Below are 24,946 nucleotides of genomic sequence, written 5' to 3' on the forward strand. Positions count from 1 at the left end.
TACAACAGGAATATTTACCTATGAGCATTAGTAACGAAGCGGTTAAAGCCTTGATTTTGGAGACACTATCCGATGCAGATGTGACTGTATCCGGAGATGGCTACAAATATGAGACTACCGTTATCAGCCCTGTGTTTGCCAACTTGGGCAAAGTGAAGCGTCATCAAATGGTCTACGCAGCTGTAAACTCAGCTATTACATCAGGTGAACTTCATGCTTTGACCATCACTGCCCTCACGCCTGAGGAAGCAGCTTGAATCAAAGCGAAAAGAAAGACTTACGTTACCAGGCAGTACAGAAAGTAACGCTGGTTGGCGTTGTAGTCAATATAGTTTTAGCACTGGCGCAGGTCATCGGTGGATTCATTGCTCAATCACAAGCATTGATCGCCGACGGCTTCCACACACTGTCTGATTTAATTACAGATTTTGTGGTATTGGTCGCTGCTAAAATGGCTAATAAGGCTCCTGATGAAGACCATCCTTATGGCCATGAAAGAATCGAAACGGTTGCCACGATTATTCTTGGGCTTGCCTTGGGCGGTGTCGGCATTGGTATCGCACTCGATGCCGTGGATAGACTGCAGAACCCGGAAAAGCTGTTACAACCCGGTGCCTTAGCTGTTTCACTGGCGATTCTGGCGATTGTTTGTAAAGAAGGTCTCTATCGGTACACTTATAAGGTTGGCAAGACGGTCAACTCCAGCATATTAAAAGCAAACGCAATGCACCACCGCAGTGATGCAGTCTCATCGGTCATGGTGGCTATTGGTGTCGGTGCCAGCGTTATGTTCTCAATTCCATGGCTGGACGCGCTGGCAGCAATGGCGGTGGCCGTGATGATTTTCTACATGGGCGCAAAACTGATTCTTGATAGCACCATGGAGCTGGTTGATACGGCTTGGGAGACTGAAAAAGTTGAATCGATGCTGAGCCTAATTGGTGATATCGATGGTGTTCAAAGTGCGCATATGCTGCGAACTCGTAAAATGAGTTCTAACGTACTGGTTGATGTGCATATTCAGGTGTCACCTTATATTAGCGTCTCTGAAGGTCATCATATTGCAGAACAAGTCATGGGCGCGTTGAAAGAGCACTACGACGAAGTAAGCGATATCATGGTGCACATTGATCCAGAGGATGATGAAACTGCAGCGCCATCCAGAGATCTTCCGAATCGTGCAGATATTCTGAAACAACTCAAGCCGGTACTTAAAGAGGTCGGACTTGCTGACCAACTTGATAATGTCATTTTGCATTATTTGGATGGTCAAATTGAAGTTGAAATAACGCTATCAGAAGCACCTTCTCAACGTGTGTTAGCTCAACTACAGCAACATTGCAGTGCACTGGCTAACATTCGTAATGTACGGGTTGTGCACGCCATTACCCCTGCATAGAAGAAGTGTTACACCTTACAAAGCGATTGTTATTTTTTAGAAACAACCCTACTGAATGTCAGTGTGCAGTGATCCATACGCTGACTCCATACTCTACTCACTATCACAGGAGTTAAATATGTCTAGCCTTGGTTCTATCTTAGTAATTCTGAGCGTTGCGCTCACGCTAATCACTCTAGTTGGCTTAATTCGTCCGGGCATCGTGATGCAAAAAGACCGTAAATCGGTGTTGGTGTATTACGCCTTTCCTGCAATATTTACTTTCCTGATAGGTAACTCGCTTGTTGGCTAAGCTCTTAATATGAATGGAAAAGAGACGCTCATCGGAAGTTAATTCCACTCCCACTTGATAGTGATAAAATCTCTACAAGGACCTGTCAGATCCTATGCAATATCAATAACAATTAATTATGGATGCCCTGGCAATGATTAAGACATTTACGCTTGAAAAAATCGTACAGCAAACAATTTCTCCTAAAAAAGGTATGCTGACCTACCATATCACTGATGAGCTGGGTAATACCCGTACCGTCACAGGGATGTCTGTGCTGGATGAGAATCAAAATATCAAAACGATTAATGCCGTTCACAAAAGAGAACTCCCGCTAATCGACACCTTATCTCATCTACAGGAACAAGACCGCTTTAGTCTCGATTTCAGCACATACAATCGCTATTTCAATCGTGAGACAAATAAAACAATTAATCAGGAAGCCTATGAAAGCGTCATGATGATGAGTGCTGAGCCTGAAGAGAGCTCGATCGTGTCCCGAATCATGATTATTGCCAGCGGTCTGCTTCTGACGCTTTGCGGCCTCATTCTATTAATTATGAATCTTGGCTAGCAATCGCTATCAACCCCAGTAAAGACTCTATCAAAGCTTGAGCTGTTGAAAGTTTAAACTGACAGCTCTGGACGGACAGTATACGTTTCAAAAGGCATGTACTATCATGTACACATCACCGTGCATCGGATGCCCGACGAAAACGAATAATATGGAAACCGTCTCATGCTAAAACACTCAAAAAAACCTAGCGTACCGTCGCGTCAAACAGGTATCGCCTTCAGCAAAATACTACTCATCCTTGTATCACTGGTGCTGCTGATATTGAGCTTGAGATGGATTCATCAAAACAATTATTTTGGTTTGAATACCAAAACCATCACCGCCCCCATGCAAAAAATCAATCCATTTAAGGATGAATTCGAAGGTTTTGGTGTGCAGGTTGTCGCCACGACGAGCCTTGCTGAAGCAAAAAAGGTAATGAATAAATTTGCTTTGGATGGTTACTCCTCCTTCATTGTGGAAACGTCTCAGCGAGGTAGTCCTTTGTATTTAGTAAGACTAGGCCCTTATAGCCGCGCGGAAGCGATTGCTGTTAACGACAAAATAAAAAGACGTTATAAAAGAAGCCCTTATGTAAGAGATAGTTTTGTAGTCTATCGTGAAGGCTGATTTGGGAATACAATCTCGCCATGGATAATGAAAGCTTTGAATCACTAAGAATACCACCCCACTCAATAGATGCGGAGCAGTCTGTATTAGGCGGACTCATGCTTGATAATCATGCATGGGAAACTATCGCAGACCGTGTGTCAGAAGAGGATTTTTACCGGCATGATCACCGGCTAATCTTTCGCTCAATCGCCGAGCTTGCTGAACAAAATCAACCACTAGACTTTATTACGCTTTCGGAGTGGCTGAAGCAACGCTCAGAACTCGAAAATGCTGGCGGTAAAGCGTACTTAGGCACCTTAGCAAAAGACACACCAAGTGCCGCCAACATTCGCGCCTATGCGGACATAGTGCGAGAGAAGTCCGTTCTAAGGCAGCTCATTTCAGTGGGAACCGATATTTCAGACCTTGCTTACGACAGTGGAGACAGAGACAGTAAGTCACTACTCGATGAAGCAGAAAAACGAGTATTCCGCATAGCAGAACAAGGGAATAGAGAGCAATCCTTTAAGCCCATTAAACAGCTTCTGAAAGACAGTTTGGACAATATCCAACGCTTAGCTGAAACAGAAGGCACAGTTACAGGTACGCCAACAGGTTACACTGAGCTTGACAGTATGACCTCTGGCCTGAACGCGGGTGACTTAGTCATTGTTGCAGGACGTCCTGCAATGGGTAAGACCACCTTCTCGATGAATGTGGCGGAGCATGTCGCTCTCAATGATAAGCCTGTTGTAATCTTCAGCATGGAAATGCCGGCGGAGCAACTCATTCTCAGAATGTTTGCGTCCAATGGCCGCGTTCCGTTAAGTGATATTCGTACCGGTAAAATTCGTGAAGAAGACTGGCCCCGCGTCGCAATGGCGGTTAAAGCATTCTCTAAAACAAAATTGTTTATTGACGATGTTGGTGGTCAGTCTCCTATTGAGATTCGTGCAAAAACGCGTCGATTGGCTAGAGAACACGGACAACTCGGGGTAATCGTCATCGATTATCTACAGCTAATGCAGTCAGGCAATAAAGCGGATAACAGGGCCAGTGAGATTTCTGAAATTTCACGATCACTAAAGAGTTTGGCTAAAGAGCTCAATTGCCCAGTAATCGCACTTTCGCAGCTTAATCGTAGTCTTGAGCAACGACCCAATAAACGTCCAATCATGTCTGACCTGCGTGAATCCGGTGCAATCGAGCAGGATGCGGATATCATCATGTTTGTGTATCGTGATGAGGTATATGATGAAGACTCACCAGACAAAGGTCAGGCAGAAATCATCATTGGTAAACAGCGTAACGGCCCTATTGGCACCGTACGTTTAACATTCCATGGTAAATACACGCGCTTTGATAACTTTGCACCAGATGTCTATGCGCCTGACTTCTCTGGATAAACCTGACATGCAGAACTTTTTTATCTTTCAACGACAAATTCCAGAAACTTATCACGCATAGAAAAGTCTACCTATTAATCAAATATCATAAATAATTTAAAGAGGGTTTCCACAATGTTAAGAAAACTAAAAACAGGTGCATTACTAGCATCATTCAGTTCAGTAATCATTCTTTCTGGTTGCGCAGGTAGCGGCATGACTAGTGGTGAAACCAGCGCCGTTGTGGGAGCCGTCGTTGGTGGCGCTATCGGTCGCGAGTTTGGTAGCGGCTCTGGCCGTAGAGTGACAACTCTACTAGGAGCAGCATTGGGTGGTTACCTGGGTTCAACATTGGGCCGTAGCTTAGATGGTTACGATACGAACAATGTAAATACTGCTCTTAACAGTACTCCGGATAATCGTCAGGTACGCTGGAATAACAACAACTCTGGCGCTAATTACACATTCACTCCGACGAGCAGTTATCAGACACAGGTCAATAACAAGCCAACAAAATGCCGTAACTATACAATGTTAGTGGATATGGGTGGCCAGCCTGAACGAGTTCAAGGTAAAGCTTGCATGGTGAACGGTCAGTGGGTGTCAGCTCAATAAATCTTGTCAGCACTAACCGATAAGTAAATAAAAGACCTAATCAGATAGTTATTTAAATAATAATTATTGATTGGGTCTTTTTTAACTAATAAAGACATAATGAAGTTTAGTCTTCGCTGAATCCAGGTGTATTGGAAGCCACCCAACGAGACTCACCGGAAGACAGATTCTCTTTTTTCCAGAAAGGCGCCTTATGCTTTAATGCTTCCATGATCTCACGACATGCATCAAAAGCCGCTGCACGATGCGCAGACCACACTGAAACCAGAACAATTGGATCAGCAGGCTTTATTAGCCCAACCCGATGACTCAGTAAGACATGTTGCAGTGGCCATCGCTGTTCAGCGTCAGCGATTATCGATTGTAACTGCTTTTCAGTCATTGCCGGGTAATGCTCCAGCTCCATCTCAGCCACATCATCGCCTTCATTAAAATCCCTCATGGTACCGACAAATGTTGCCGTCGCCCCATAGTTACAAAGGCCTTGTAAGTTAGTTTCCTGAAAATCAGTTATTTCCCGCCAAGGGTTGAAAGGCGCCGGATGAATATTAACTTTATTCATTTAGCCTCCTGTAACAGGTGGAAAGAATGCAAGCTCGTCACCGGCATTGACGATAGAGTCAGCCGCAGCATATTCTTGATTGATCGCTATCAAACAAGATTCAGGTAGTGAACTATTTGGATTAAGTGTTTGCCAGATGGTCAATGCGGTCTGTTCGACATCTAACGGTAAGGTATCACCTGATTTGCCGAGTAGCTCACGAAGACTGGCAAAATATAAAACTTTGACAGCCTTCATAATGTTTTCCTACTCAACAGTAACTGATTTTGCGAGATTTCTTGGCTTATCAACATCTGTTCCCTTAAATACTGCAACATGATAAGACAGTAATTGTAGCGGAATTGTGTAAACAATGGGAACCAAACTTTCTGGCATTTCCGGAACCCGAATGATATGAATATTCTCCTGCTCAGCAATATCTGCATTTTCATCTGCAAATAAATACAATACACCACCACGTGAACGGACTTCTTCCAGATTAGACTTCAACTTCTCGAGTAACCGCGTGTTGGGTGCGACCGCGACAATCGGCATATCCGCATCAACAAGCGCTAATGGACCATGCTTTAGTTCACCCGCAGGATAAGCTTCGGCATGAATATAGGATATTTCTTTTAGCTTCAGTGCGCCTTCCATTGCAATCGGGTAAAGCTCACCACGCCCTAAGAAGAGCGAGTGATGTTTATCTATGAATGCTTCACTCATTGCTTTAATGGAAGCATCTTTTTGTAATGACTGCTCGATTAACGCTGGCAGTCTTTTAAGATTATTCAGCATGACGGTCGCTTTTTCAGCATTAGCTGAATCTCGCTGCATCAAGGCAATTGTAAGCAACTGTAGTGCGACCAGTTGGGTAGTGAATGCTTTAGTAGATGCAACACCGATTTCAGGGCCAGCAACTGTCATCAAAGCAAAGTCTGATTCTCTGGTTAACGAGCTTTCAGGCACATTACAAATGGTTAGTGTTGCCAGATAGCTTTCACTCTTTACTTTTTCAAGCGCAGCCAAGGTATCGGCAGTCTCACCGGACTGAGAAATCGTCACAACAAGCACGCCATCGCGTTTAGGCTGACGTCGATAGCGATACTCACTCGCAACCTCAACCTGACAAGGTAAATCAGTCAAACTTTCGATCCAGTATTTTGCCGTCAAACCAGAGTGAAAACTCGTTCCGCAAGCAATAATTTGTACCTCTTTAATTTCATCAAAAACCTGAGCAAGCTTCTGAGGATTGCCAGAGATGCAATCACGTACGTTTTCTAAATCAACACGGCCCGATAGTGTGTTTTGAATTGCGGCGGGTTGCTCATATATCTCTTTAAGCATGAAATGGCGATACTCACCCAAATCAGCATCCATTGAGCTGGCACTAGACTCTTTCACTGGACGATCTACAGCAGCACCTGACTCATCATACACTTTGAAACCGCCACGTCCCAGCTCAACACTGTCGCCATTCTCAAGATAGATAAAGCGATTTGTAACAGGCAGCAATGCCTGAATATCAGACCCTATAAAATACTCACCAATACCAAGCCCTAAAACAAGTGGACTGCCTTGTCTGACTGCAATCAGGTGATCAGGATCATTTTTTGAAATCACACCTAAAGCATAAGCACCACGCAACTCTTTAGTCGCAAGATTCACAGCTTCAAGCAATGTGGTTCCTGACTCAAGGAAAGTATCGATCAGATGAACAACAACTTCTGTATCGGTGTCAGAATCAAAGCGATAACCTTTCGCTGTCAAGTCCTCACGAAGCGACTCATAGTTTTCAATAATGCCATTGTGAACTACTGCGATGCGCTCATTACTCAAGTGAGGGTGAGCGTTACGCTCAGACGGAGCGCCATGTGTTGCCCAACGTGTGTGAGCAATACCGATAGAACCTAAGGCAGGCTCATCATTTAACTTCTCTGTAAGTTCAGCAACTTTACCTAAGGCACGTGTTCTACTGATTTGATAGTCACTGTCGATGACCGCTACACCCGCTGAATCATATCCACGATATTCAAGGCGACGTAGCCCCTCTAACAGTATTCCTGCAACAGGTCTTTGAGCAACAGCTCCAACTATTCCACACATATTCTCTTAATCCTATTTTGTTTTGACTGGGCGCTGCCAGCTTGGAATACTGACTTGTTTCGAACGTGAAAGACTCAAACAGTCTTCTGGTGTATTTTTAGTGATCGTTGAACCGGCACCAATTGTAGAACCCTTAGCAATTGAGACAGGTGCAACGAGTTGGCTGTCTGAGCCAACAAAAGCGTCATCACCAATGATCGTTTTGAACTTATTCACACCATCATAATTACAGGTAATGGTCCCAGCACCAATGTTTACATTGGCACCCATTTCTGTGTCGCCGATATAACTCAAGTGACTAATTTTACTACCCTCACCAATGTTGCTCTTTTTGATCTCAACAAAGTTGCCAACTTTCGCATTTGATGCCAGCTCTGTGCCAGGACGAATTCTTGCAAAGGGGCCAATATCACAGGACTCACCAACAACAGCATTATCGATTACAGAATGCGATTTAACAGTAACATTCGGGCCGATAACACTGTTGCTAATCACACAATTAGTCTCAATAACAACACCATCGCCGAGCTTCACATCACCCTCTAAAACAGCATTGATATCAATCACAACATCCTTACCAACACTCACATTACCACGGATATCGACTCGGGCTGGGTCAAGAATGGTGACGCCTTCTGCCATTAATTCGGAGACTTTTCTTGCTTGATAAACTCTTTCGAGCATTGCTTGTTGCTGACGATTATTAACACCCTGTATTTCATCAGGATTAGCACAATCAACAGAAGTGATTGACGCACCTTCCGCTACGGCATGCTCAACACAATCAGTCAGGTAATACTCATTCTGAGCATTATCTGAATCTAATAAGGACAGCCATCGCTTTATACAACTCCCTTTGGCAGCGACTATTCCAGTATTGATTTCATTAATTTTCTTGATTTCTTCATCAGCATCTTTTTCTTCAACAATCCTACGAATATTACCTGCCGGATCTCTTACGATACGGCCATAACCAAATGGTTGCCGCAACTTAGTAGTCAGCAGTGCGTAGTCGTATTCACCAATACAAGCACACAATGGAAGCAGAGTTTCACTTTTCACTAATGGAACATCGCCATATGCGATTAGTACAATATCTTCATCATCAATGTATGGAACAGCCTGAAGGACTGCATGTCCTGTGCCCAGCTGTTCATACTGATGCACCCATTGAATAGTGTCGTCGCTTATACCGTTAATTACTGACTCAGCTGCATGACCAACAACACCCACGATTGGACCTGAGCTTAGCTCACGTGAGGTATCAATAACATGCTGCAACATCGGCTTACCGCCAATTTTATGCATTACCTTCGGAAGTTCAGAACGCATTCTGGTTCCCTTACCTGCGGCCAGAATAATAGATTTAATATTCATACAATTAACTTATTTTTAGATTGGCAAAACTATACCAAGTTAAGCGAAAGGTCGTGTGTAATAAACGATTACAGATGTTTTTTTTGCGATGAAGTAAACATTACAAACAAAAACGACCGACAAATTATCGGCCGTTAAACAATTAAGATCAAGCAAATAGATCAATAAGTCTTGCATGAAGATTTATATGGCTTTGGCACAATCCCCCATCTGTACTCCAATGGAGCATTAGGGTTCGAGGACACATGACCGGCGTATAGGTTCTTTCTCAGCTCTCTAAGAGGCATATAATAGTTTTCACCCAAACTCATTTGCACCATGCAGAAATCGTTTAACTGTTTTTTCTGTGCAGGTGTTGGATCAGATGGAGAAAACAATGTGTTTGTCCACTGCTGTGGCTGACTATTAGGTGCCGTTGCTCTGGTTCTTGCATGGTGCTGACCAATCGCGTTGAAGAAAGCCTTAAGCCTGCGGTCACGTGATGGAGTTGAGTAACTATCATACTCAGATCTATTCATGCACTGTCGACCAGCTTTTCTTATTTTCTGTAAATGCCATAGAGCATCATACACATAAACACTGCGGTCATTAGCATATTGACACAGCGCAATCATTAGACGCAGTGACTTTTCTTCAGGACGCTCTTTTCTCTTACCTAAAGCACTAGATAAAATATCCGTGAATTTCACATAATCCTGCTTTACTGACTTAGAAATCGTAAACTGTTCGATACTGTAGCCAGGCTGCTTTTTCAACGATTTCTTAATGTTTTGTGGTTGAACAAAACGGCGATAGCCATCGCTATAGCCCTTCATGTCTTCAGGCACATAGAATGGAAAAGACTCTATACGATCCATAAAACGAGCAGCTTTTGGTGTAGTAGAATAGACAACTTCAGCAACACCTGCATCAGTAACATTCACAATCGTATATGAATGTACTCCCGGTGCAACATAGATATCGCCCGGTTTAATATCATTCATAGCAACAGGGTAAGTATCTTTCTTAAGCGATGAAGTACTACCGACAGCTGAGATATAATCCATGAACTTTCTTACCCGTTGATGTTCAGGCAATTTGTCCCATTTACTCATATTGTTGGTGATAAATTTCTTTTTTCTGGTTGGGTCGTTAATCACGAAAGGCAGTCTGTGCTCATACGCAAAAACCAGCCTCATCGCATAAACTGCATCCGCACAGTCATGCTCAAATTTATAGTACAAAGGTTTTTTCTCATCCATGAAAAACTCTTCGTTCCAATTACGGGTTACCCAGGCACGGTAATTATTTTCCCAGCGTTCATCCCAGGTATTTTTTGCTTTCCACACAGCAGCACTAGCTGATGAAGCAAACAAAATCCCAACCAAGAGAATACCGTTAATGACGAAACCCTTTATTTTCTTATCCATAAGTTACTCATTTAGATTTTTCTAAGTATGCGTTTTGGCTCAGTATTCTTAGAACTGTTAATAATAAATTTATTACTCGGTGTTCAAAAAAATCATAAAAAAAATGGGATTGAAGTTAGCCCCCAATCCCACTTTAAACTCTCATTTATCAGAGCAATACACTAATGTGCATTATTTCTGATTAACGATTTTGCATGAACTGCTGAAGTGCTGCACGAGTACCACTTCCTACTACACCGTCGATTGGACCTTTGTAGTAACCTTTAGCTTTCAGCTTCTGCTGTAGAGCAAAAACATCAACTGGTGGAGGAGTAGCAGCCTTAGGTGCAGCTGGAGCTACGTATGCTGGCTTAGCTGGAGCTCGGTAAGCTGGCTTAGCTGCAGGACGCTTACCACCATACATGTGGCTGTGGTTACGCTGGTTGTACTTATGACAGTGGCTCACGCTCTTAGTCATGCTGTTAGCCGGGTGGCTGTGACACCAACGGTTAACTGGCTTACGTACTGGAGCAGCTGGCTTAGCCGGAGCTGTTTTGTATACTGGCTTATATACAACGCGATCTTTGTAAACAACCTTAGGTACTGTCTTGTATACAGTCTTTACAACTGGCTTATAGACAGTCTTAGTTACAACACGTGGAGCTGCTGGACGAGCTGCTTGCTTAGCTTTGTAGTTGTGCTGACCACGTGGGTTCTTGTGACAGTGGCGTACAGTCTTTGTCATTGAGTTAGCCGCATGACCGTGACAGTTGCTAGCAGGACGTGGAGCCATTGGCTTAGGCTTCATTACTTGCTTAGGCTTAACCATTGGCTTAGCCGGAGCCATCGGCTTTGCTGGAACCATAGGAGTCTTTGGAACCATTTTCTCAGGAATTTGAGAATCTATTGTTTGCTGACCACCAGCTGTTTGTTGACCACCTGCAACTTGCTGACCACCTGCAACTTGCTGACCACCTGCAACTTGCTCACCACCAGAAACCTGCTGGCCGCCTGCAACTTGCTCACCACCTGCAACCTGCTGGCCGCCTGCAACTTGCTCGCCACCAGAAACCTGCTGACCGCCTGCTACCTGAGCACCACCAGCAACTTGCTGACCGCCTGCTACTTGTGAAGCTCCTTCACCCATCACTGACTGCTGCGAGCAACCCGTAGCGAAGACACCAGCCATCACTAAAGTTGCAACCGAGAGTTGATGTTTAATTTTCATGTAATACATCCTTTAACTAGTTAACTGCGTAGATTTAGATTGAACAAACGATCTATATATTATTGTTTATCCGCTCCCGAAGTATAGTATTAAATCAAGCTATATTCAAAAAAAAGGTGCGATAAACATACGGTTTTTTTGTTTAAATGCCTAAAAATATGATCAACGCACATCCTGAAGAAGATATTAAGTTCGTATACATAAAAAAAGCAACCGTAAAAGGTTGCTTTTTTATATTACTTAACAGCCGTTAAACTAGTGCTTTAACGTTTTACCGATTCGATGAATCATTTCAATCTGTGCTTTAGCAGCGTCTAGCTCAGCCTGAATAGCAGCATAATCCAAGTCTTCCGGATCTTTACCTGCCAGTGCATCCTGAGCACGACCCACTGCAGCTTCAGCAGCTTTCTCATCTAAGTCTTCTGCACGAACCGCAGAGTCAGCCAAAATCGTAACGATCGTTGGCTGGACTTCGATAATTCCGCCAGCAACAAACAGTGTAGAAACACCTTCACTAGTTTTATAGTTGAGTTCACCAGGCTTCAGCGTTGCAATTAACTGACTGTGATTAGGCAAAATACCCATCGCACCCATTTCTCCGGGCGCTGTCAACTCCAGCACATCACCTGAGAATAGTGCTTCTTCAGCACTTACAACATCTAAACGTATCGTTGTAGCCATGATATTACCCCGCTATTACAGCTTAGCTGCTTTCTCGATGGCTTCATCAATTCCGCCAACCATGTAGAATGCCTGCTCAGGCATATGGTCATACTCACCAGAAATGATGCCTTTGAAACCAGCCAAAGTATCAGCAAGAGAAACATACTTACCAGGAGAACCGGTAAATACTTCCGCTACGTGGAATGGCTGAGACAAGAAACGCTGAACACGACGTGCGCGACCAACCACTTGCTTATCTTCTTCAGACAATTCATCCATACCCAGAATTGCAATGATATCCTGCAACTCCTTATAACGCTGAAGTACACCCTGTACATCACGTGCAACACCATAATGCTCTTCACCAATAACTAACGGATCAAGCTGGCGAGATGTAGAATCCAATGGATCTACCGCTGGGTAAATACCAAGCTCGGCGATTGAACGAGACAATACAAGAGTCGCATCCAAGTGAGCGAAGGTTGTTGCCGGAGATGGATCCGTCAAGTCATCCGCAGGTACATATACCGCCTGGAACGATGTGATCGAACCAGTCTTTGTAGAGGTAATACGCTCCTGAAGTGCACCCATTTCTTCAGCCAGTGTAGGCTGGTAACCTACCGCTGAAGGCATACGACCTAACAGTGCTGATACCTCAGTACCCGCCAGTGTGTAACGATAAATGTTATCAACGAACATTAGTACGTCACGACCTTCGTCACGGAAGTGCTCAGCCATTGTCAAACCAGTCAAGGCAACACGCAATCTGTTTCCTGGTGGCTCATTCATCTGACCGTAAACCAGCGCTACTTTATCAAGTACGCCCCCCTCTTCCATCTCGTAGTAGAAGTCGTTTCCTTCACGAGTACGCTCACCAACACCAGCAAATACAGACAAACCAGAGTGTGCCTTAGCGATGTTATTGATCAACTCCATCAGTGTTACGGTCTTACCAACACCCGCACCACCGAACAAACCAACTTTACCACCCTTAGCGATAGGCATGATCAAGTCAACAACCTTGATACCAGTCTCTAAGATATCCAAACCAGATGACAACTCATCATACTTTGGTGGCTCGCGGTGAATCCCCATTGTCTTTTCACACTTAACGTCACCAGCGTGATCAATCGGCTCACCCAAAACGTTCATGATACGACCCAGCGTTCCTTCACCAACCGGAACCTGAATCGGGGAACCTGTGTTAGCAGCTTCCATACCACGCTTCAAACCTTCTGCCTCACCCATGGCGATTGTGCGAACCACACCGTCACCAAGCTGAGACTGCACTTCTAATGTCAAACCGCCGTGGTCTGCCACTTTAAGCGCATCGTATACACTCGGTACCGCGTCGCGTGGAAATTCCACGTCAACAATCGGCCCGATAACCTGCACTACATGTCCAGTACTCATTTGATAGTACCTCTATAAAATATATTAAACTTTGCTCAGCCAGTCGCCAGCGGTTTATTCAACCGCCGCAGCACCTGAAACGATCTCGGAAATTTCCTGAGTAATCGCAGCCTGACGCGCCTTGTTATATGCCAGTTTCAAGTCATTGATGATGCTACCCGCATTATCAGATGCACTCTTCATAGCAATCATACGCGCCGACATTTCGCAGGCGATATTCTCGACGACACCCTGATAGATCAAAGACTCAATATAGCGAGTCATCAAACGATCAATTACAACTTCCGACTCTGGCTCATAAAGGTAATCCCAGTGAGACTGGTCAACCTCTTCAAGCCCGGAAGCAACGACAGGTACTAATTGAGTAACCTGTGGTGTCTGAGTCATGCTGTTAACGAATTTATTCTCTACTAAGAATAAGCGATCGATACGACCTTCATCATATGCATCAAGCATTACCTTCACAGTACCGATCAAATCAGTCACTGAAGGTTTATCGCCCATATGGGTTTTCTCTGCTACGACGCCGTAACGACGAAATGCTGACAATGCTTTGCTGCCAAAAACAGCAATATCAACTTCAGCACCCTTTTCTTTCCAGTCCGCAATATCGCGAAATGCGGCTTTGAACAAGTTTCCGTTCAAGCCACCACACAAACCACGGTCTGTAGAGACAATAATATAACCAACTCGCTTCACATCATCACGGTCTACCGTGTAAGGATGTTTGTACTCGAGGTGGCCACCCGCTAAATGCCCAACAACTTGTCGCATTTTGTCAGCGTATGGACGAGACTCTTCCATTCGCTCTTTTGCACGACGCATTTTGGACGCAGCAACCATTTCCATTGCTTTGGTGATTTTCTTGGTATTTTGAATACTACCAATTTGTGAGCGTATTTCCTTTAGACCTGCCATGGGACGTTACCTCCCGTTACCAAGTACTTTTGGATTTGAAATCTTCAATCAAGCTACGCATCTCACCAGCGATATCATCACTGTAACTACCGGACTCATTAATAGAATCCATAAAGTCTGACTTTTCTGAGTTAGCATAGGCACGCAATGCAGATTCAAAATCACCGATCTTAGATACTTCTACATCATCCAGAAAACCTTCGTTCGCTGCATATAGCACCAAACCTAATTCACCTGTTGTCAGTGGAGAGTACTGAGGCTGACTCATCAAAGCTGTTACACGCTGACCGCGCTCAAGCTGCTTACGAGTCCCTTCATCAAGATCAGAAGCAAACTGAGAGAATGCTGCCAATTCACGATACTGCGCCAAGTCAAGACGAACACCACCACCAAGTTTCTTGATGATCTTAGTCTGAGCAGAACCTCCTACACGAGATACTGACAAACCAGCATCGATCGCAGGACGGTTACCTGAGTTAAATAAATCTGTATCCAGGAAGATCTGACCATCAGTGATCGAGATAACGTTTGTTGCAACGAATGCAGATACGTCACCTTCCTGAGTTTCGATGATTGGATAAGCAGTCAAAGAACCTGTCTTACCTTTCACTTCACCGTTTGTCATACGCTCAACATAGTCAGCGTTAACACGAGCAGAACGCTCAAGCAGACGTGAGTGAAGGTAGAAAACGTCACCAGGATAAGCTTCACGACCCGGCGGACGACGTAGCAATAGAGATACCTGACGGTAAGCCCATGCTTGCTTAGTCAAATCATCATAGATGATCAGTGCATCTTCACCACGATCACGGAAGTACTCACCCATTGCACAACCGGCATATGGCGCAAGGTACTGCATAGACGCTGGATCTGAAGCATTAGCCGCAACAACGATTGTGTAATCCATTGCGCCGTATTCTTCAAGTTTACGTACGATACCAGCAACAGAAGAAGCCTTCTGGCCTACTGCTACGTAAATACACTTAACGTCCTTACCTTTCTGGTTGATGATTGCATCGATTGCGATTGCAGTCTTACCAGTCTGGCGGTCACCGATGATCAATTCACGCTGGCCACGACCAACAGGAACCATCGAATCAAGTGCCTTGATACCAGTTTCCATTGGCTCATCAACCGACTTACGATCGATTACACCAGGAGCAACGCGCTCGATAGGACCAAACTCTTTAGTCTCGATTGCGCCTTTACCATCAATTGGCTGCCCCAAAGAGTCAACAACGCGACCCATTAGTTCAGGACCGACAGGTACTTCAAGGATACGACCAGTACACTTAGCCGTGTCGCCTTCTTTAATATCTTTGTAGTCACCAAGGACTACGGCACCAACAGAATCACGCTCTAAGTTAAGCGCCAAACCATAAGTACCATTTGAGAATTCAATCATCTCACCCGACATCACATCGCCAAGGCCATGGATGCGAACGATACCGTCCATTACTGAGACGATTGTACCCTCTGTTCTTGCTTCAGAATCTGCTTCGAAGCTTTCAATACGCTTCTTGATCAGATCACTGATTTCAGTTGGGTTCAGTTGCATTAGATATTCCTCTATATCAGCTCAAGTTCGATTTCATTGTTTGAAAACGCCCTTGTAGCGAACCATCAATTACCAAATCTCCTACGCGAATCACCGCGCCGCCCAATAAGGACTCATCGATTTTGGTAACGAGTTTTACTTTACGGCCCAAACGCTTTTCTAACGCTGTAACGATCGCACTTTCCTGCTCTTGGCTAACTGCAGCGGCAGCAATAAGCTCACCTTCTACTTCACCTTGAGACTCAGACTTTAGCTCTTCAAATAACGAAGCCATGTCCGGTAATAATGCAAAACGATTATTCTCGCCAAGTGACTTCAGTAAGTTGACGCTCTGCTCATTTAAGTTGCCCGAAGCAACATCAACAAACATATCAACCTTTTGAGTCGCACTTGCCTTTGGACTTTCCAGCAATGACGCTGAACCTTCCGCAGAAACAATCGACGCCATGAGACCAAGTTGATCAGACCAAGAGTCTAAAGAACCAGTCGCCTCAGCGATTTCAAATACAGCTTTAGCATAAGGGCGTGCAGCAGTTGTCAATTCAGACATTTTGGCACCACCTAGATTTTTGCGGCCAGTTCATCCAGCGCTTTAGCATGTGCCGCACCGTCAATTTCCTTACCAAGGATCTTTTCAGCACCGCTAACTGCTAATGTCGCTACCTGAGAACGAAGCTCTTCAGTCGCACGACTACGCTCCATCGCAATTTCAGCTTCAGCAGCTGTCTTAATACGATCTGCTTCGCTTGCTGCATCAGCTTTCGCCTTATCAACAATCTCAGCTGCGCGCTTCTGCGCTTGAGCAATTAATTCAGCTGACTGAGCTTTTGCTTCGCCCAACTCCGCTTCAACTTGCTTTTGCGCTTGCTCTTCGAACTTGTGACCTTCTTCAGCAGCTGCCAAGCCTTCAGCAACACGCGCTTTACGCGCTTCTAAAGTGCTGATGACAGGCTCCCACAGGTACTGTTTGATAAACCAAATCAGGACAGTAAAAACTATTAGCTGTCCAAACAGGGTAGCTGTGACATTCATAATTACTCTCTCCGAATGTTAAGTTTAAAACTTCTCTAACATTGAAGGAGAATTAGCTGCCAATAGCTGTTCTTGCTGCATCCAGGAATGGGTTAGCAAAGATGAACCACATTGAAATACCCAATACGATCATTGGGAATGCTTCCATCAAACCACCTGTGAATAGCATTTGACCTGTCAACTGAGCACGCATCTCAGGCTGACGAGCAATACCTTCGATAAACTTAGAACAGATTAAACCCCAACCTAGCGCAGAACCAAACGCTGCAGCTGCCAGAACGATACCTACAACTAATGCAGTTGATGATACGATTTCAGATACTACTGTTGCATCCATTGTGAAACTCCTAAAACAATAAAAATAAAAACTTAAAAAATAATAAAACTAAAAATTAGTGATCTTCGGCCTTCTGACTAGCTAATCCTAAGAAGATAACAGTCAGCAGCATAAAGATGTATGCCTGAAGAATAATTACCATGATGTGGAAAATAGACCACAACGATCCCAGAACAATCTGACCTGGCATTGCCCAACCCACACCTAATAGAGCGATCAGTAGGAACAACAACTCACCAGCGAACATATTTCCGAATAGTCGTAAGCCCATACTGATTGGCTTAGCTAGCTCTTCGATAATCGTCATCATGACGTTTGCAGGTGCAAGGATAATTTTGACCCATGTCTTCTCAGCACTAAATGGGTGAGTAACGAATACTTTTAAGTAACCAAGCAGACCTTTGCTTTTGATGTTGTAGAACATCACTAAGATGAACACCATCAATGCAAGTGCGAAAGTCGTATCAAGGTTTGTTGTTGGAACAAGCTTAAAGTAAACGTGATGAGGGTCAGCTCCGAAGATACTTGCAACACCAGCAACCAAAGACGGGAACAAATCAACCGGGATGATATCCATGGTATTCATCAGGATGACCATGATGAATATGGTGATAGCCAGCGGACCAATCCACTCATCAGCATCCGGGAAAATATCCTGAACTTGCTGATTTACAAATTCGACAATTGACTCAAGAACATTCTGTATACCTGTTGGTTTATCCGGATCAAGATTCTGACCCACTTTCCAGGAAACAAATGCTAGAAGACCTGCAAGAATCACAGTCACTGCAAAGATGTCCCAGAAGAAAACGCTGAAGTCTACTAGAGACTCAGGCTTACCCCCGATACTTCCATTCTGCAAATGGTGCTGGATATACTCAACAGGGCTCGAAATTGCTGGCGCATTACCTTCGCTCACAACTTACCCACCTTTTAAAGTTAAAAAATACTTCACTTAGCCGCACCATCAGCAGCCTGCTGCCGGACGCCACTAATCATAAATCCAAGTTGTGCCACCGCGAATCCAATAATAATGGCGAACGGTGGAACCAAGCCTAATACTTTAATACCGATTGCAAACATAATAAGAGTGAACACAAAGCGCTGAATAACCCCTAAATATAGAGTAAGCACGCCTGCATTCTGGTTATCAACGGCAAGGTCACTTGCTGCATCGAGTCGACGGGATAGGAGGAAGGTATTTGCGATTGCGATTGCACCGCCAAACAGAGTCGCGGGCACTGCTTCACCACCGAAATAGTAAAAGGAACCAATTGCTGCAAACAACACAAGGCCTGCCTGAATTAGTAGTAACCGTAACAATTGCACTCCACCCTGAATCAACACTTAATTAAATAGGCTATAAAATAGTGGGGGCAGTATAAAGACTCGGTCTTGGGTGGTCAACAACACAATTTTCTTACATTAGTCATGCGTTCACACAGAGAACAAATTTAACAAATTATTAACAAATAAATAAACCCAACTAGCCTATGTGACGCGCAAAACAAAAGGGCTATTAATTTCATTAATACTTATTGTTAGTTAGCTATTTCACGAAGATTTCTCATCAAAATACTGCAAACACCGCTTACACAACCAATACAACAGCACGCCTGCGACATCTGCCAAGGCATCCAGCACCGAGAAACTTCTGTCCGGACTGAAGTATTGCAGCACCTCAACACCTACACCATAAATAATTAAAGGCATGGCTTTCCAAAACCAAAATGGTTCACGCGAGGAAACTAAATCCACTAATACTGCAAAACCAAAAAATACAACGACATGAATAACCTTATCATTTAGCTGCAAACTCTCTGGAAACTGTAATGGCATGGTTGCCACCTTAACTCCCGCCAGCATCAAGAGAAGAAGAACAGCAAAGAAACTATACTTAACAGGCTTTATCCGCCTTAGATAACGTACCCATACAATCAAGCGATGAACCACTTGATATCGACCATCCATAAAAACCCCACTAGCGCTACGAGTACTCAACATATTATTATTCTTACATAGTAATTGTGACGCCAGCGAGTCTAGCACAACCAAGCTTAAGTGAAGCCAATCGATTCACCATTATTTAGCGATGAACCATAGCACCCTCAACTATTGCAAGTTACAATCGCGTGATGGATGTATCTCACTTACTTGACGACCTCAACAAACCTCAGCGCGAAGCTGTCTCTGCCGCAACCACACCAACACTCGTTTTGGCCGGTGCTGGCAGTGGTAAAACAAGAGTACTGGTTCACAGAATCGCCTGGCTAATTCAAGTCGAGCAATTCTCGCCGTTCAGCATTTTGGCGGTGACTTTTACCAACAAAGCTGCGGCAGAAATGCGCGCTCGCATCGAGCAATTACTCGGCACCCCAATGGGCGGAATGTGGGTAGGCACTTTTCATAGCCTTTCACACCGATTATTACGTCGTCACTGGCAAGAAGCAGGATTACCTCAGCTGTTCCAAATTATAGACAGTGATGACCAACTTCGTCTTGTGAAACGAGTCAGTCGCAATCTGGGACTTGAAGAAGCCAACTGGCCGGCACGTCAAAGCCAATGGTTTATCAATGCACGCAAGGATAATGGTGAGCGCCCGGAGCATATTGAAGACAAAGGTGACCCACAAACTTCTCAACTCAGAGCCATCTATGAAGCCTATGAGGCAGCCTGTAAACAAGCCGGCGTTGTTGATTTCGCAGAATTATTACTGAGGTCACTTGAGCTACTCCGCGACAATCCTGAGCTGCTGGCACAGTATCGGCAGCGTTTTCGTCACCTGCTTGTGGATGAGTTTCAGGACACCAACACATTACAGTACGGCTGGTTGAGACTAATTGCTGGCGACACCACCCCGCCCTTTGCCGTAGGTGATGACGATCAGTCGATTTACGGTTGGCGTGGCGCAAAAATTGAAAACATTCAGAACTTCAGTAAAGACTTTCACAGCACCAACATAATTAGACTGGAACAAAACTATCGCTCCAGCGGTAACATCCTTGAAGCAGCAAATGCGCTCATCGACAACAACCAAGGAAGGCTCGGCAAAAACCTGTGGACTGATTCCGGACAAGGTGAGTTGATACATCTATACGCTGCTCACGACGAGAATGATGAAGCACGTTATGTCACATCACGCATTAGACAATGGGTTGAGCAAGGCAACAATCATCAGGAATGTGCAATTCTTTATCGCTCCAATGCACAGTCACGTGTATTTGAAAGCCAATTGATCGAAGCTGGCATTCCTTACCGGGTTTATGGTGGCCAACGGTTCTTCGAGCGTGCTGAAATCAAAGATGCTCTGGCCTACTTGCGCCTCAGCGCCAACCGCCATGATGACCCCTCATTTGATCGCGTGATTAACCAACCACCCCGTGGCATCGGCGATAAAACCGTCAGCGTGATTCGCGACCACGCCAGAGATAGCGGTACTTCATTATGGCAGGCTGCTACTGCACTCTTGGAAATGAATCACTTCACTGCACGAGCCAGCAATGCCATTACCGGCTTTACTCAATTGATTGCTGACATCTCTATCGATATCTCAGGGCTGCCACTTGAAGAGCAAGTTGATAAAACGATTCGGGCGTCACAATTAAAGCAGCATTACTTACATAAAGAGAAAGGCGACAAAGGTGAGGCCAGAGTTGAAAACCTGAATGAACTTGTCTCTGCTGCCCAAGGCTTTATATACAAGCCAGAAGATGAACATGCGAATATGGACTTCTTATCTGCATTTTTATCCCACGCCTCACTGGAAGCAGGCGATAGCCAAACTAAAGCCGGCAATGATTGCGCACAATTAATGACCCTGCATTCAGCGAAAGGGCTAGAGTTTCCGCTAGTGTTTTTGGTTGGCCTGGAGGAAGGACTATTCCCAAGTCAGCAATCTAGTGAAGAGTTGAATCGCATGGAAGAGGAGCGTCGCCTTTGCTACGTCGGCATAACTCGCGCCGAGAAGCAACTGGTGATATCCTACGCCGAGCAACGCAGACTTTATGGCACCACACACTATGGCGTTCCGTCACGCTTCATCCACGAAATACCAGACCGTTTAGTCGAGCCTGTTCGACCAAAACCAAGTCGCCCCAGCTGGTCAGCCTCCGGCTACAACACACCGACCACATCACACATTAAGCAAGACACTGGCGGACTAAGCATTGGACAGTCAGTCAGTCACAAGAAATTTGGCAACGGCATTATTACCGATACCGAAGGCTCTGGCAGTCACGCGCGTGTTCAGGTGAACTTTGAGGATGCAGGCAGCAAATGGCTCGTGCTTACCTACGCCAACCTTAGCCCACTGTAAGCAGAGACGTGTTAGACAATGTGGTCATTAAACTTACAGCTGCTTTAGAATTTTCTGTATTCTGATAGCATCATAAACGCTAAGCGCATGACCACCGTCACTAGCGATGGAAACTGACTTTCCGCGCAGTGCCTGTACATTATTCATATCCTGATAGGCAGGCGGCACAACCAAGTCCGCCTGGTCATAACGTGTAATATCAACCACCTCATTACTGCGTATGATCGAAAAATAAGGGATGGCTGGGTGCTTTTGCCTGTTTAGCCAGTACAACATACTCCCCCTCCTCGCTGGCTGTAAGTCACGAAATAAACCTCGCGACCGCACTAGAGTCGGATCTCCCAGCTCTTGCAAAAATATCCCCAATGGTGAATCACTCGCTAACGCTCCGAGATCCGCCATTGGCGTCCCCAAATGCGGGGTCGCAATGGTAATCAGCGCATGCACACTGCTGACTGGATTTTTCACCAGACTAAAGCGCGCGACCACACCTCCAGCGGAATGGCCAACCAACACAATAGGCTGTGGCCGATGCTTATAGATTTCCGATAAATACTTATCAAGTAATGACGCCTGAAACTCTATTGACTGCTCCCATGGTAATTCAACGGTGACCGTTGCATCTCGTCCTTGTTCACGAACATCATAAACAACCCGCCCCTGAGCGTCATACCCATATCGCCCGGCAAATGGCCAATTATTACGCGCCAAATGATCCAGCACACCAGAGCGAGACCAAATACTACCTTCGGCCATATAGCCATGAATAAATACAATTGTTTTGGCATGAACCACCTGAGTAGTGTTCAATATCAAAACAACCAGAAGAAAATACCCCAACCTTAGCGCCATACGATTACTCTTTTATTTTTAGTTGTAACTTAACCGACCATCGTAATTAATTGAAATAATGACAATTATCGGATATCGAGATGCATTCAAAAAACATCACTACTGCCTACTTAAAATGAGACTATCTTAGATATGAAAAGTGCCCACCCTGCATGCTATAATCGGCGGATAGTATCACAGTGAAAAATCACCCATGCAACATAGTCAACTGAGTGACACAAGCCAACGAAGCCCGGAAGACTGGGTCAGCCTTTTGTGTATTTCAGACTCCTCCGAAGACAGACACACGCTGGCATGTCTAATCGATGCCATCCAGACTGCCGAACAATTTCATAGCAGAGGTGACAATCCTTGCAGCATGCATGTCGCCGATATTCTGCATGGGCTTCAGGTGGACCAAACAACCATTATCGCGACCTTACTGTGTGATGTAAGACTCGAAGCACAGTTCAGCCTCGAAAAGATTACCGAGGACTACTCTGACACTATCGCTAATCTGGTTAAGAACGTCCGTTGGTTACAAAACTTTAAACCACCTGCATCTGGCGAAGCAATGACTGAACCAGAGCAAGCCGAACGCCTAAGGCGGATGCTGCTTGCAATGGTAGATGATGTTCGCGCTGTACTCATCATTTTGGCATGGCGCCTGGAACACCTAAGAACACTCAAAGATACTCCTTCGCACGAGCGCACCGTTCTCGCACGTGAAACCATCGACATCTTTGCACCACTCGCGAACCGTTTGGGTATCAGCCAACTAAAGTGGGAAATGGAAGATCGCTCTTTCCATTATCTTGAACCGACGACGTATAAGAAAATCGCCAAGTCACTGGATGACAGACGCATCGAACGGGAAGAGTATTTAAAAGAATTCACTCACGAATTTCATGATGTACTGAGTAGTGAGGGGATAGACGCTAAAGTCTATGGTCGCCCTAAGCATATATATAGCATCTGGCGAAAGATGCAGCGCAAACAGCTCACCATCGAGCAGCTATACGACCTGCGCGCCGTTCGTGTAATTGTCGATAATATACGCCAATGTTATGACATCTTAGGCCTCGTTCACATGCATTGGAAGCATGTGCCGGAAGAGCTTGACGACTACATCAATAACCGCAAACCGAATGGCTATCAGTCACTACATACCGTGATTATCGGCCCCGGCGGTAAATATGTTGAAATACAAATTCGCACCATGGAAATGCACACGTTTGCGGAACTCGGTGTCGCAGCACATTGGCGGTATAAAGAAGGTGGCGATAATGACGCGGCAATGGAAGGCGCCGTCTCTTCACTTCGCAAGCTTCTGGATAATGAAGAGAAGAATGAAGAGCTTCTTGAAGACTTCCGTTCTGAAATTTTCCCTGACAGAGTGTTTGTCCTGACTCCAAAGGGTGAAATACTAGACCTTTCCAAAGGCTCTACCCCTATCGACTTTGCTTACGCTATTCATACAAAAGTCGGACACCGCTGCCAAGGCGCAAAGGTGAATGGCAAAATCGTTCCATTAAACTATGTACTCGGTAATGGTGAACAAGTCGAAATTCTTACCGGTAAGAACGAACGACCTAACCGGAAATGGCTGAAATCATCACTGGGCTACACTGGCTCTTCGCGCTCTCGCAACAAAATCAAACACTGGTTCCGTCAACAGGATCATGGCAAAAACCGTGAAGATGGCCTTGCGCTACTCGAACAGGAACAACAACGACTGGGGATTAAGAAAATTGATCTACAGGAGCTGTGTAAACGATTTAATCAACAGAGCGAAAATGAGTTACTGATCGCACTGGGACGTGGTGACATCAGCAGCACACAATTGACTGATGTTCTGGATGATTCTTCTACACATGATGAGGAAGTGAAATTCCGCCGCATCAAAGTTAAAGATCAAGGCAAAGGCCGGGGGATACAAGTTCGTGGAGTCAGTAACCTGTTAGTTGATACTGCCAACTGCTGTAAACCAGTACCGGGTGATGAAATCATCGGATACATTACCATGGGACGCGGCATTACCATTCACCGGACGGACTGCCCAAATGTCAGCGAAGACAACCTGACTCCGGATCAAATCATGAGACTTGTCGAAGCAGACTGGGGAGAAGAAGACACCAGCTATAAAGTTGATGTGCAAATACACGGCTTAAATCAGCCCGGACTACTGCGTGATGTTGCGGCTGTGCTAGCCAAAGAGCAAGTGAATGTTATCAATATTGCGACTCGTCGCGGCTCTACCGAACTCACCTCTTTTCTAACACTCAGTGTACAAATCAGAAACGTCACCCAGCTATCTGAGCTACTGGATAAGGTCTCACAGCTTCATAACGTATTCGATGCACGACGCCACAGCCAATAACTAACTGGCTAACTGGCTAA

At 44.9% G+C, this 24,946-nt stretch carries 26 protein-coding genes; 9 read left to right on the plus strand and 17 right to left on the minus strand.

Features of this window, described 5'->3' with window-relative positions:
* Positions 1–20 precede the first annotated feature (20 nt).
* The 7 genes from DKW60_RS02950 (at position 21) to DKW60_RS02975 (ending at position 4,838) form a co-directional block, all read left to right on the plus strand.
* Positions 21–257, plus strand: coding sequence for a BolA family protein (locus tag DKW60_RS02950; protein ID WP_109836168.1), 237 nt, complete (start codon positions 21–23; stop codon positions 255–257).
* Complete coding sequence (locus DKW60_RS02955; RefSeq protein WP_109836169.1) at positions 254–1,399, plus strand: cation diffusion facilitator family transporter; 1,146 nt, start codon at positions 254–256, stop codon at positions 1,397–1,399. Before DKW60_RS02950 ends, DKW60_RS02955 begins: the two co-directional genes overlap by 4 nt.
* Positions 1,400–1,517: 118 nt before the next feature.
* The gene (locus DKW60_RS23565; protein ID WP_181389558.1) at positions 1,518–1,691 is read left to right on the plus strand and encodes a hypothetical protein; all 174 of its coding nucleotides are present in this window, start codon (positions 1,518–1,520) and stop codon (positions 1,689–1,691) included.
* Positions 1,692–1,824: 133 nt separating this feature from the next.
* Positions 1,825–2,244 carry a hypothetical protein gene (locus tag DKW60_RS02960; protein WP_109836170.1) on the plus strand — a complete coding sequence of 140 codons (420 nt, stop codon included), beginning with the start codon at positions 1,825–1,827 and terminating at the stop codon, positions 2,242–2,244.
* A 165-nt stretch (positions 2,245–2,409) separates the two neighbouring features.
* Entirely contained in the window at positions 2,410–2,856 is a 447-nt protein-coding gene (locus DKW60_RS02965) for an SPOR domain-containing protein (protein WP_109836171.1), read from the plus strand.
* A gap of 20 nt (positions 2,857–2,876) precedes the next feature.
* Entirely contained in the window at positions 2,877–4,244 is a 1,368-nt protein-coding gene (gene dnaB / locus DKW60_RS02970) for a replicative DNA helicase (RefSeq protein WP_109836172.1), read from the plus strand.
* A gap of 114 nt (positions 4,245–4,358) precedes the next feature.
* Complete coding sequence (locus tag DKW60_RS02975) at positions 4,359–4,838, plus strand: glycine zipper 2TM domain-containing protein (protein WP_109836173.1); 480 nt, start codon at positions 4,359–4,361, stop codon at positions 4,836–4,838.
* Positions 4,839–4,944: 106 nt separating this feature from the next.
* Here DKW60_RS02975 and DKW60_RS02980 read toward each other — a convergent pair whose 3' ends face one another.
* The 16 genes from DKW60_RS02980 to DKW60_RS23570 form a co-directional block, all read right to left on the minus strand.
* Entirely contained in the window at positions 4,945–5,400 is a 456-nt protein-coding gene (locus tag DKW60_RS02980) for a molybdenum cofactor biosynthesis protein MoaE (RefSeq protein WP_109836174.1), read from the minus strand.
* Entirely contained in the window at positions 5,401–5,637 is a 237-nt protein-coding gene (gene moaD, locus DKW60_RS02985) for a molybdopterin converting factor subunit 1 (protein ID WP_109836175.1), read from the minus strand.
* A 9-nt stretch (positions 5,638–5,646) separates the two neighbouring features.
* A complete protein-coding gene (gene glmS, locus DKW60_RS02990) occupies positions 5,647–7,485 on the minus strand; it encodes a glutamine--fructose-6-phosphate transaminase (isomerizing) (protein ID WP_109836176.1) in 1,839 nt (612 codons plus the stop codon).
* Between the two features lie 12 nt (positions 7,486–7,497).
* Complete coding sequence (glmU, locus tag DKW60_RS02995; protein WP_109836177.1) at positions 7,498–8,862, minus strand: bifunctional UDP-N-acetylglucosamine diphosphorylase/glucosamine-1-phosphate N-acetyltransferase GlmU; 1,365 nt, start codon at positions 8,860–8,862, stop codon at positions 7,498–7,500.
* Between the two features lie 161 nt (positions 8,863–9,023).
* The gene (locus DKW60_RS03000) at positions 9,024–10,271 is read right to left on the minus strand and encodes a hypothetical protein (RefSeq protein WP_109836178.1); all 1,248 of its coding nucleotides are present in this window, start codon (positions 10,269–10,271) and stop codon (positions 9,024–9,026) included.
* A 181-nt stretch (positions 10,272–10,452) separates the two neighbouring features.
* Complete coding sequence (locus DKW60_RS03005; protein ID WP_109836179.1) at positions 10,453–11,478, minus strand: peptidoglycan-binding domain-containing protein; 1,026 nt, start codon at positions 11,476–11,478, stop codon at positions 10,453–10,455.
* A 255-nt stretch (positions 11,479–11,733) separates the two neighbouring features.
* Positions 11,734–12,159, minus strand: a complete 426-nt coding sequence (locus tag DKW60_RS03010; protein ID WP_109836180.1) for a F0F1 ATP synthase subunit epsilon — start codon at positions 12,157–12,159, stop codon at positions 11,734–11,736.
* 15 nt (positions 12,160–12,174) lie between these two features.
* A complete protein-coding gene (atpD, locus tag DKW60_RS03015; protein ID WP_109836181.1) occupies positions 12,175–13,554 on the minus strand; it encodes a F0F1 ATP synthase subunit beta in 1,380 nt (459 codons plus the stop codon).
* 54 nt (positions 13,555–13,608) lie between these two features.
* Positions 13,609–14,472 carry a F0F1 ATP synthase subunit gamma gene (gene atpG, locus DKW60_RS03020; protein WP_109836182.1) on the minus strand — a complete coding sequence of 288 codons (864 nt, stop codon included), beginning with the start codon at positions 14,470–14,472 and terminating at the stop codon, positions 13,609–13,611.
* 16 nt (positions 14,473–14,488) lie between these two features.
* Complete coding sequence (atpA, locus tag DKW60_RS03025) at positions 14,489–16,030, minus strand: F0F1 ATP synthase subunit alpha (protein WP_109836183.1); 1,542 nt, start codon at positions 16,028–16,030, stop codon at positions 14,489–14,491.
* 16 nt (positions 16,031–16,046) lie between these two features.
* Positions 16,047–16,580: a F0F1 ATP synthase subunit delta gene (locus DKW60_RS03030; protein ID WP_109836184.1), complete on the minus strand. Its 534-nt coding sequence runs from the start codon at positions 16,578–16,580 to the stop codon at positions 16,047–16,049.
* Positions 16,581–16,591: 11 nt separating this feature from the next.
* The gene (locus DKW60_RS03035) at positions 16,592–17,062 is read right to left on the minus strand and encodes a F0F1 ATP synthase subunit B (RefSeq protein ID WP_109836185.1); all 471 of its coding nucleotides are present in this window, start codon (positions 17,060–17,062) and stop codon (positions 16,592–16,594) included.
* Between the two features lie 52 nt (positions 17,063–17,114).
* Complete coding sequence (gene atpE, locus DKW60_RS03040) at positions 17,115–17,399, minus strand: F0F1 ATP synthase subunit C (RefSeq protein WP_022950327.1); 285 nt, start codon at positions 17,397–17,399, stop codon at positions 17,115–17,117.
* A gap of 55 nt (positions 17,400–17,454) precedes the next feature.
* Positions 17,455–18,318 carry a F0F1 ATP synthase subunit A gene (gene atpB / locus DKW60_RS03045; RefSeq protein WP_109836186.1) on the minus strand — a complete coding sequence of 288 codons (864 nt, stop codon included), beginning with the start codon at positions 18,316–18,318 and terminating at the stop codon, positions 17,455–17,457.
* Between the two features lie 32 nt (positions 18,319–18,350).
* Positions 18,351–18,722: an ATP synthase subunit I gene (locus DKW60_RS03050; RefSeq protein WP_181389559.1), complete on the minus strand. Its 372-nt coding sequence runs from the start codon at positions 18,720–18,722 to the stop codon at positions 18,351–18,353.
* Between the two features lie 231 nt (positions 18,723–18,953).
* Positions 18,954–19,238: a VanZ family protein gene (locus tag DKW60_RS23570; protein ID WP_181389560.1), complete on the minus strand. Its 285-nt coding sequence runs from the start codon at positions 19,236–19,238 to the stop codon at positions 18,954–18,956.
* Positions 19,239–19,534: 296 nt separating this feature from the next.
* On the opposite strand from DKW60_RS23570, the gene uvrD reads away from it, so the two are divergent.
* Positions 19,535–21,715 (plus strand): DNA helicase II, encoded by a 2,181-nt coding sequence (uvrD, locus tag DKW60_RS03060; RefSeq protein ID WP_109836189.1) that lies wholly within the window; start codon positions 19,535–19,537, stop codon positions 21,713–21,715.
* A 33-nt stretch (positions 21,716–21,748) separates the two neighbouring features.
* Here the strand turns inward: uvrD and DKW60_RS03065 are convergent, their stop codons facing one another.
* Complete coding sequence (locus tag DKW60_RS03065; RefSeq protein WP_109836190.1) at positions 21,749–22,567, minus strand: esterase/lipase family protein; 819 nt, start codon at positions 22,565–22,567, stop codon at positions 21,749–21,751.
* Positions 22,568–22,760: 193 nt separating this feature from the next.
* Here DKW60_RS03065 and DKW60_RS03070 point away from each other — a divergent pair, with 193 nt between their 5' ends.
* A complete protein-coding gene (locus DKW60_RS03070; protein ID WP_109836191.1) occupies positions 22,761–24,926 on the plus strand; it encodes a RelA/SpoT family protein in 2,166 nt (721 codons plus the stop codon).
* Positions 24,927–24,946: the final 20 nt, after the last annotated feature.

Source organism: Leucothrix pacifica (assembly GCF_003172875.1).
Taxonomy (GTDB): Bacteria; Pseudomonadota; Gammaproteobacteria; order Thiotrichales; family Thiotrichaceae; genus Leucothrix; species Leucothrix pacifica.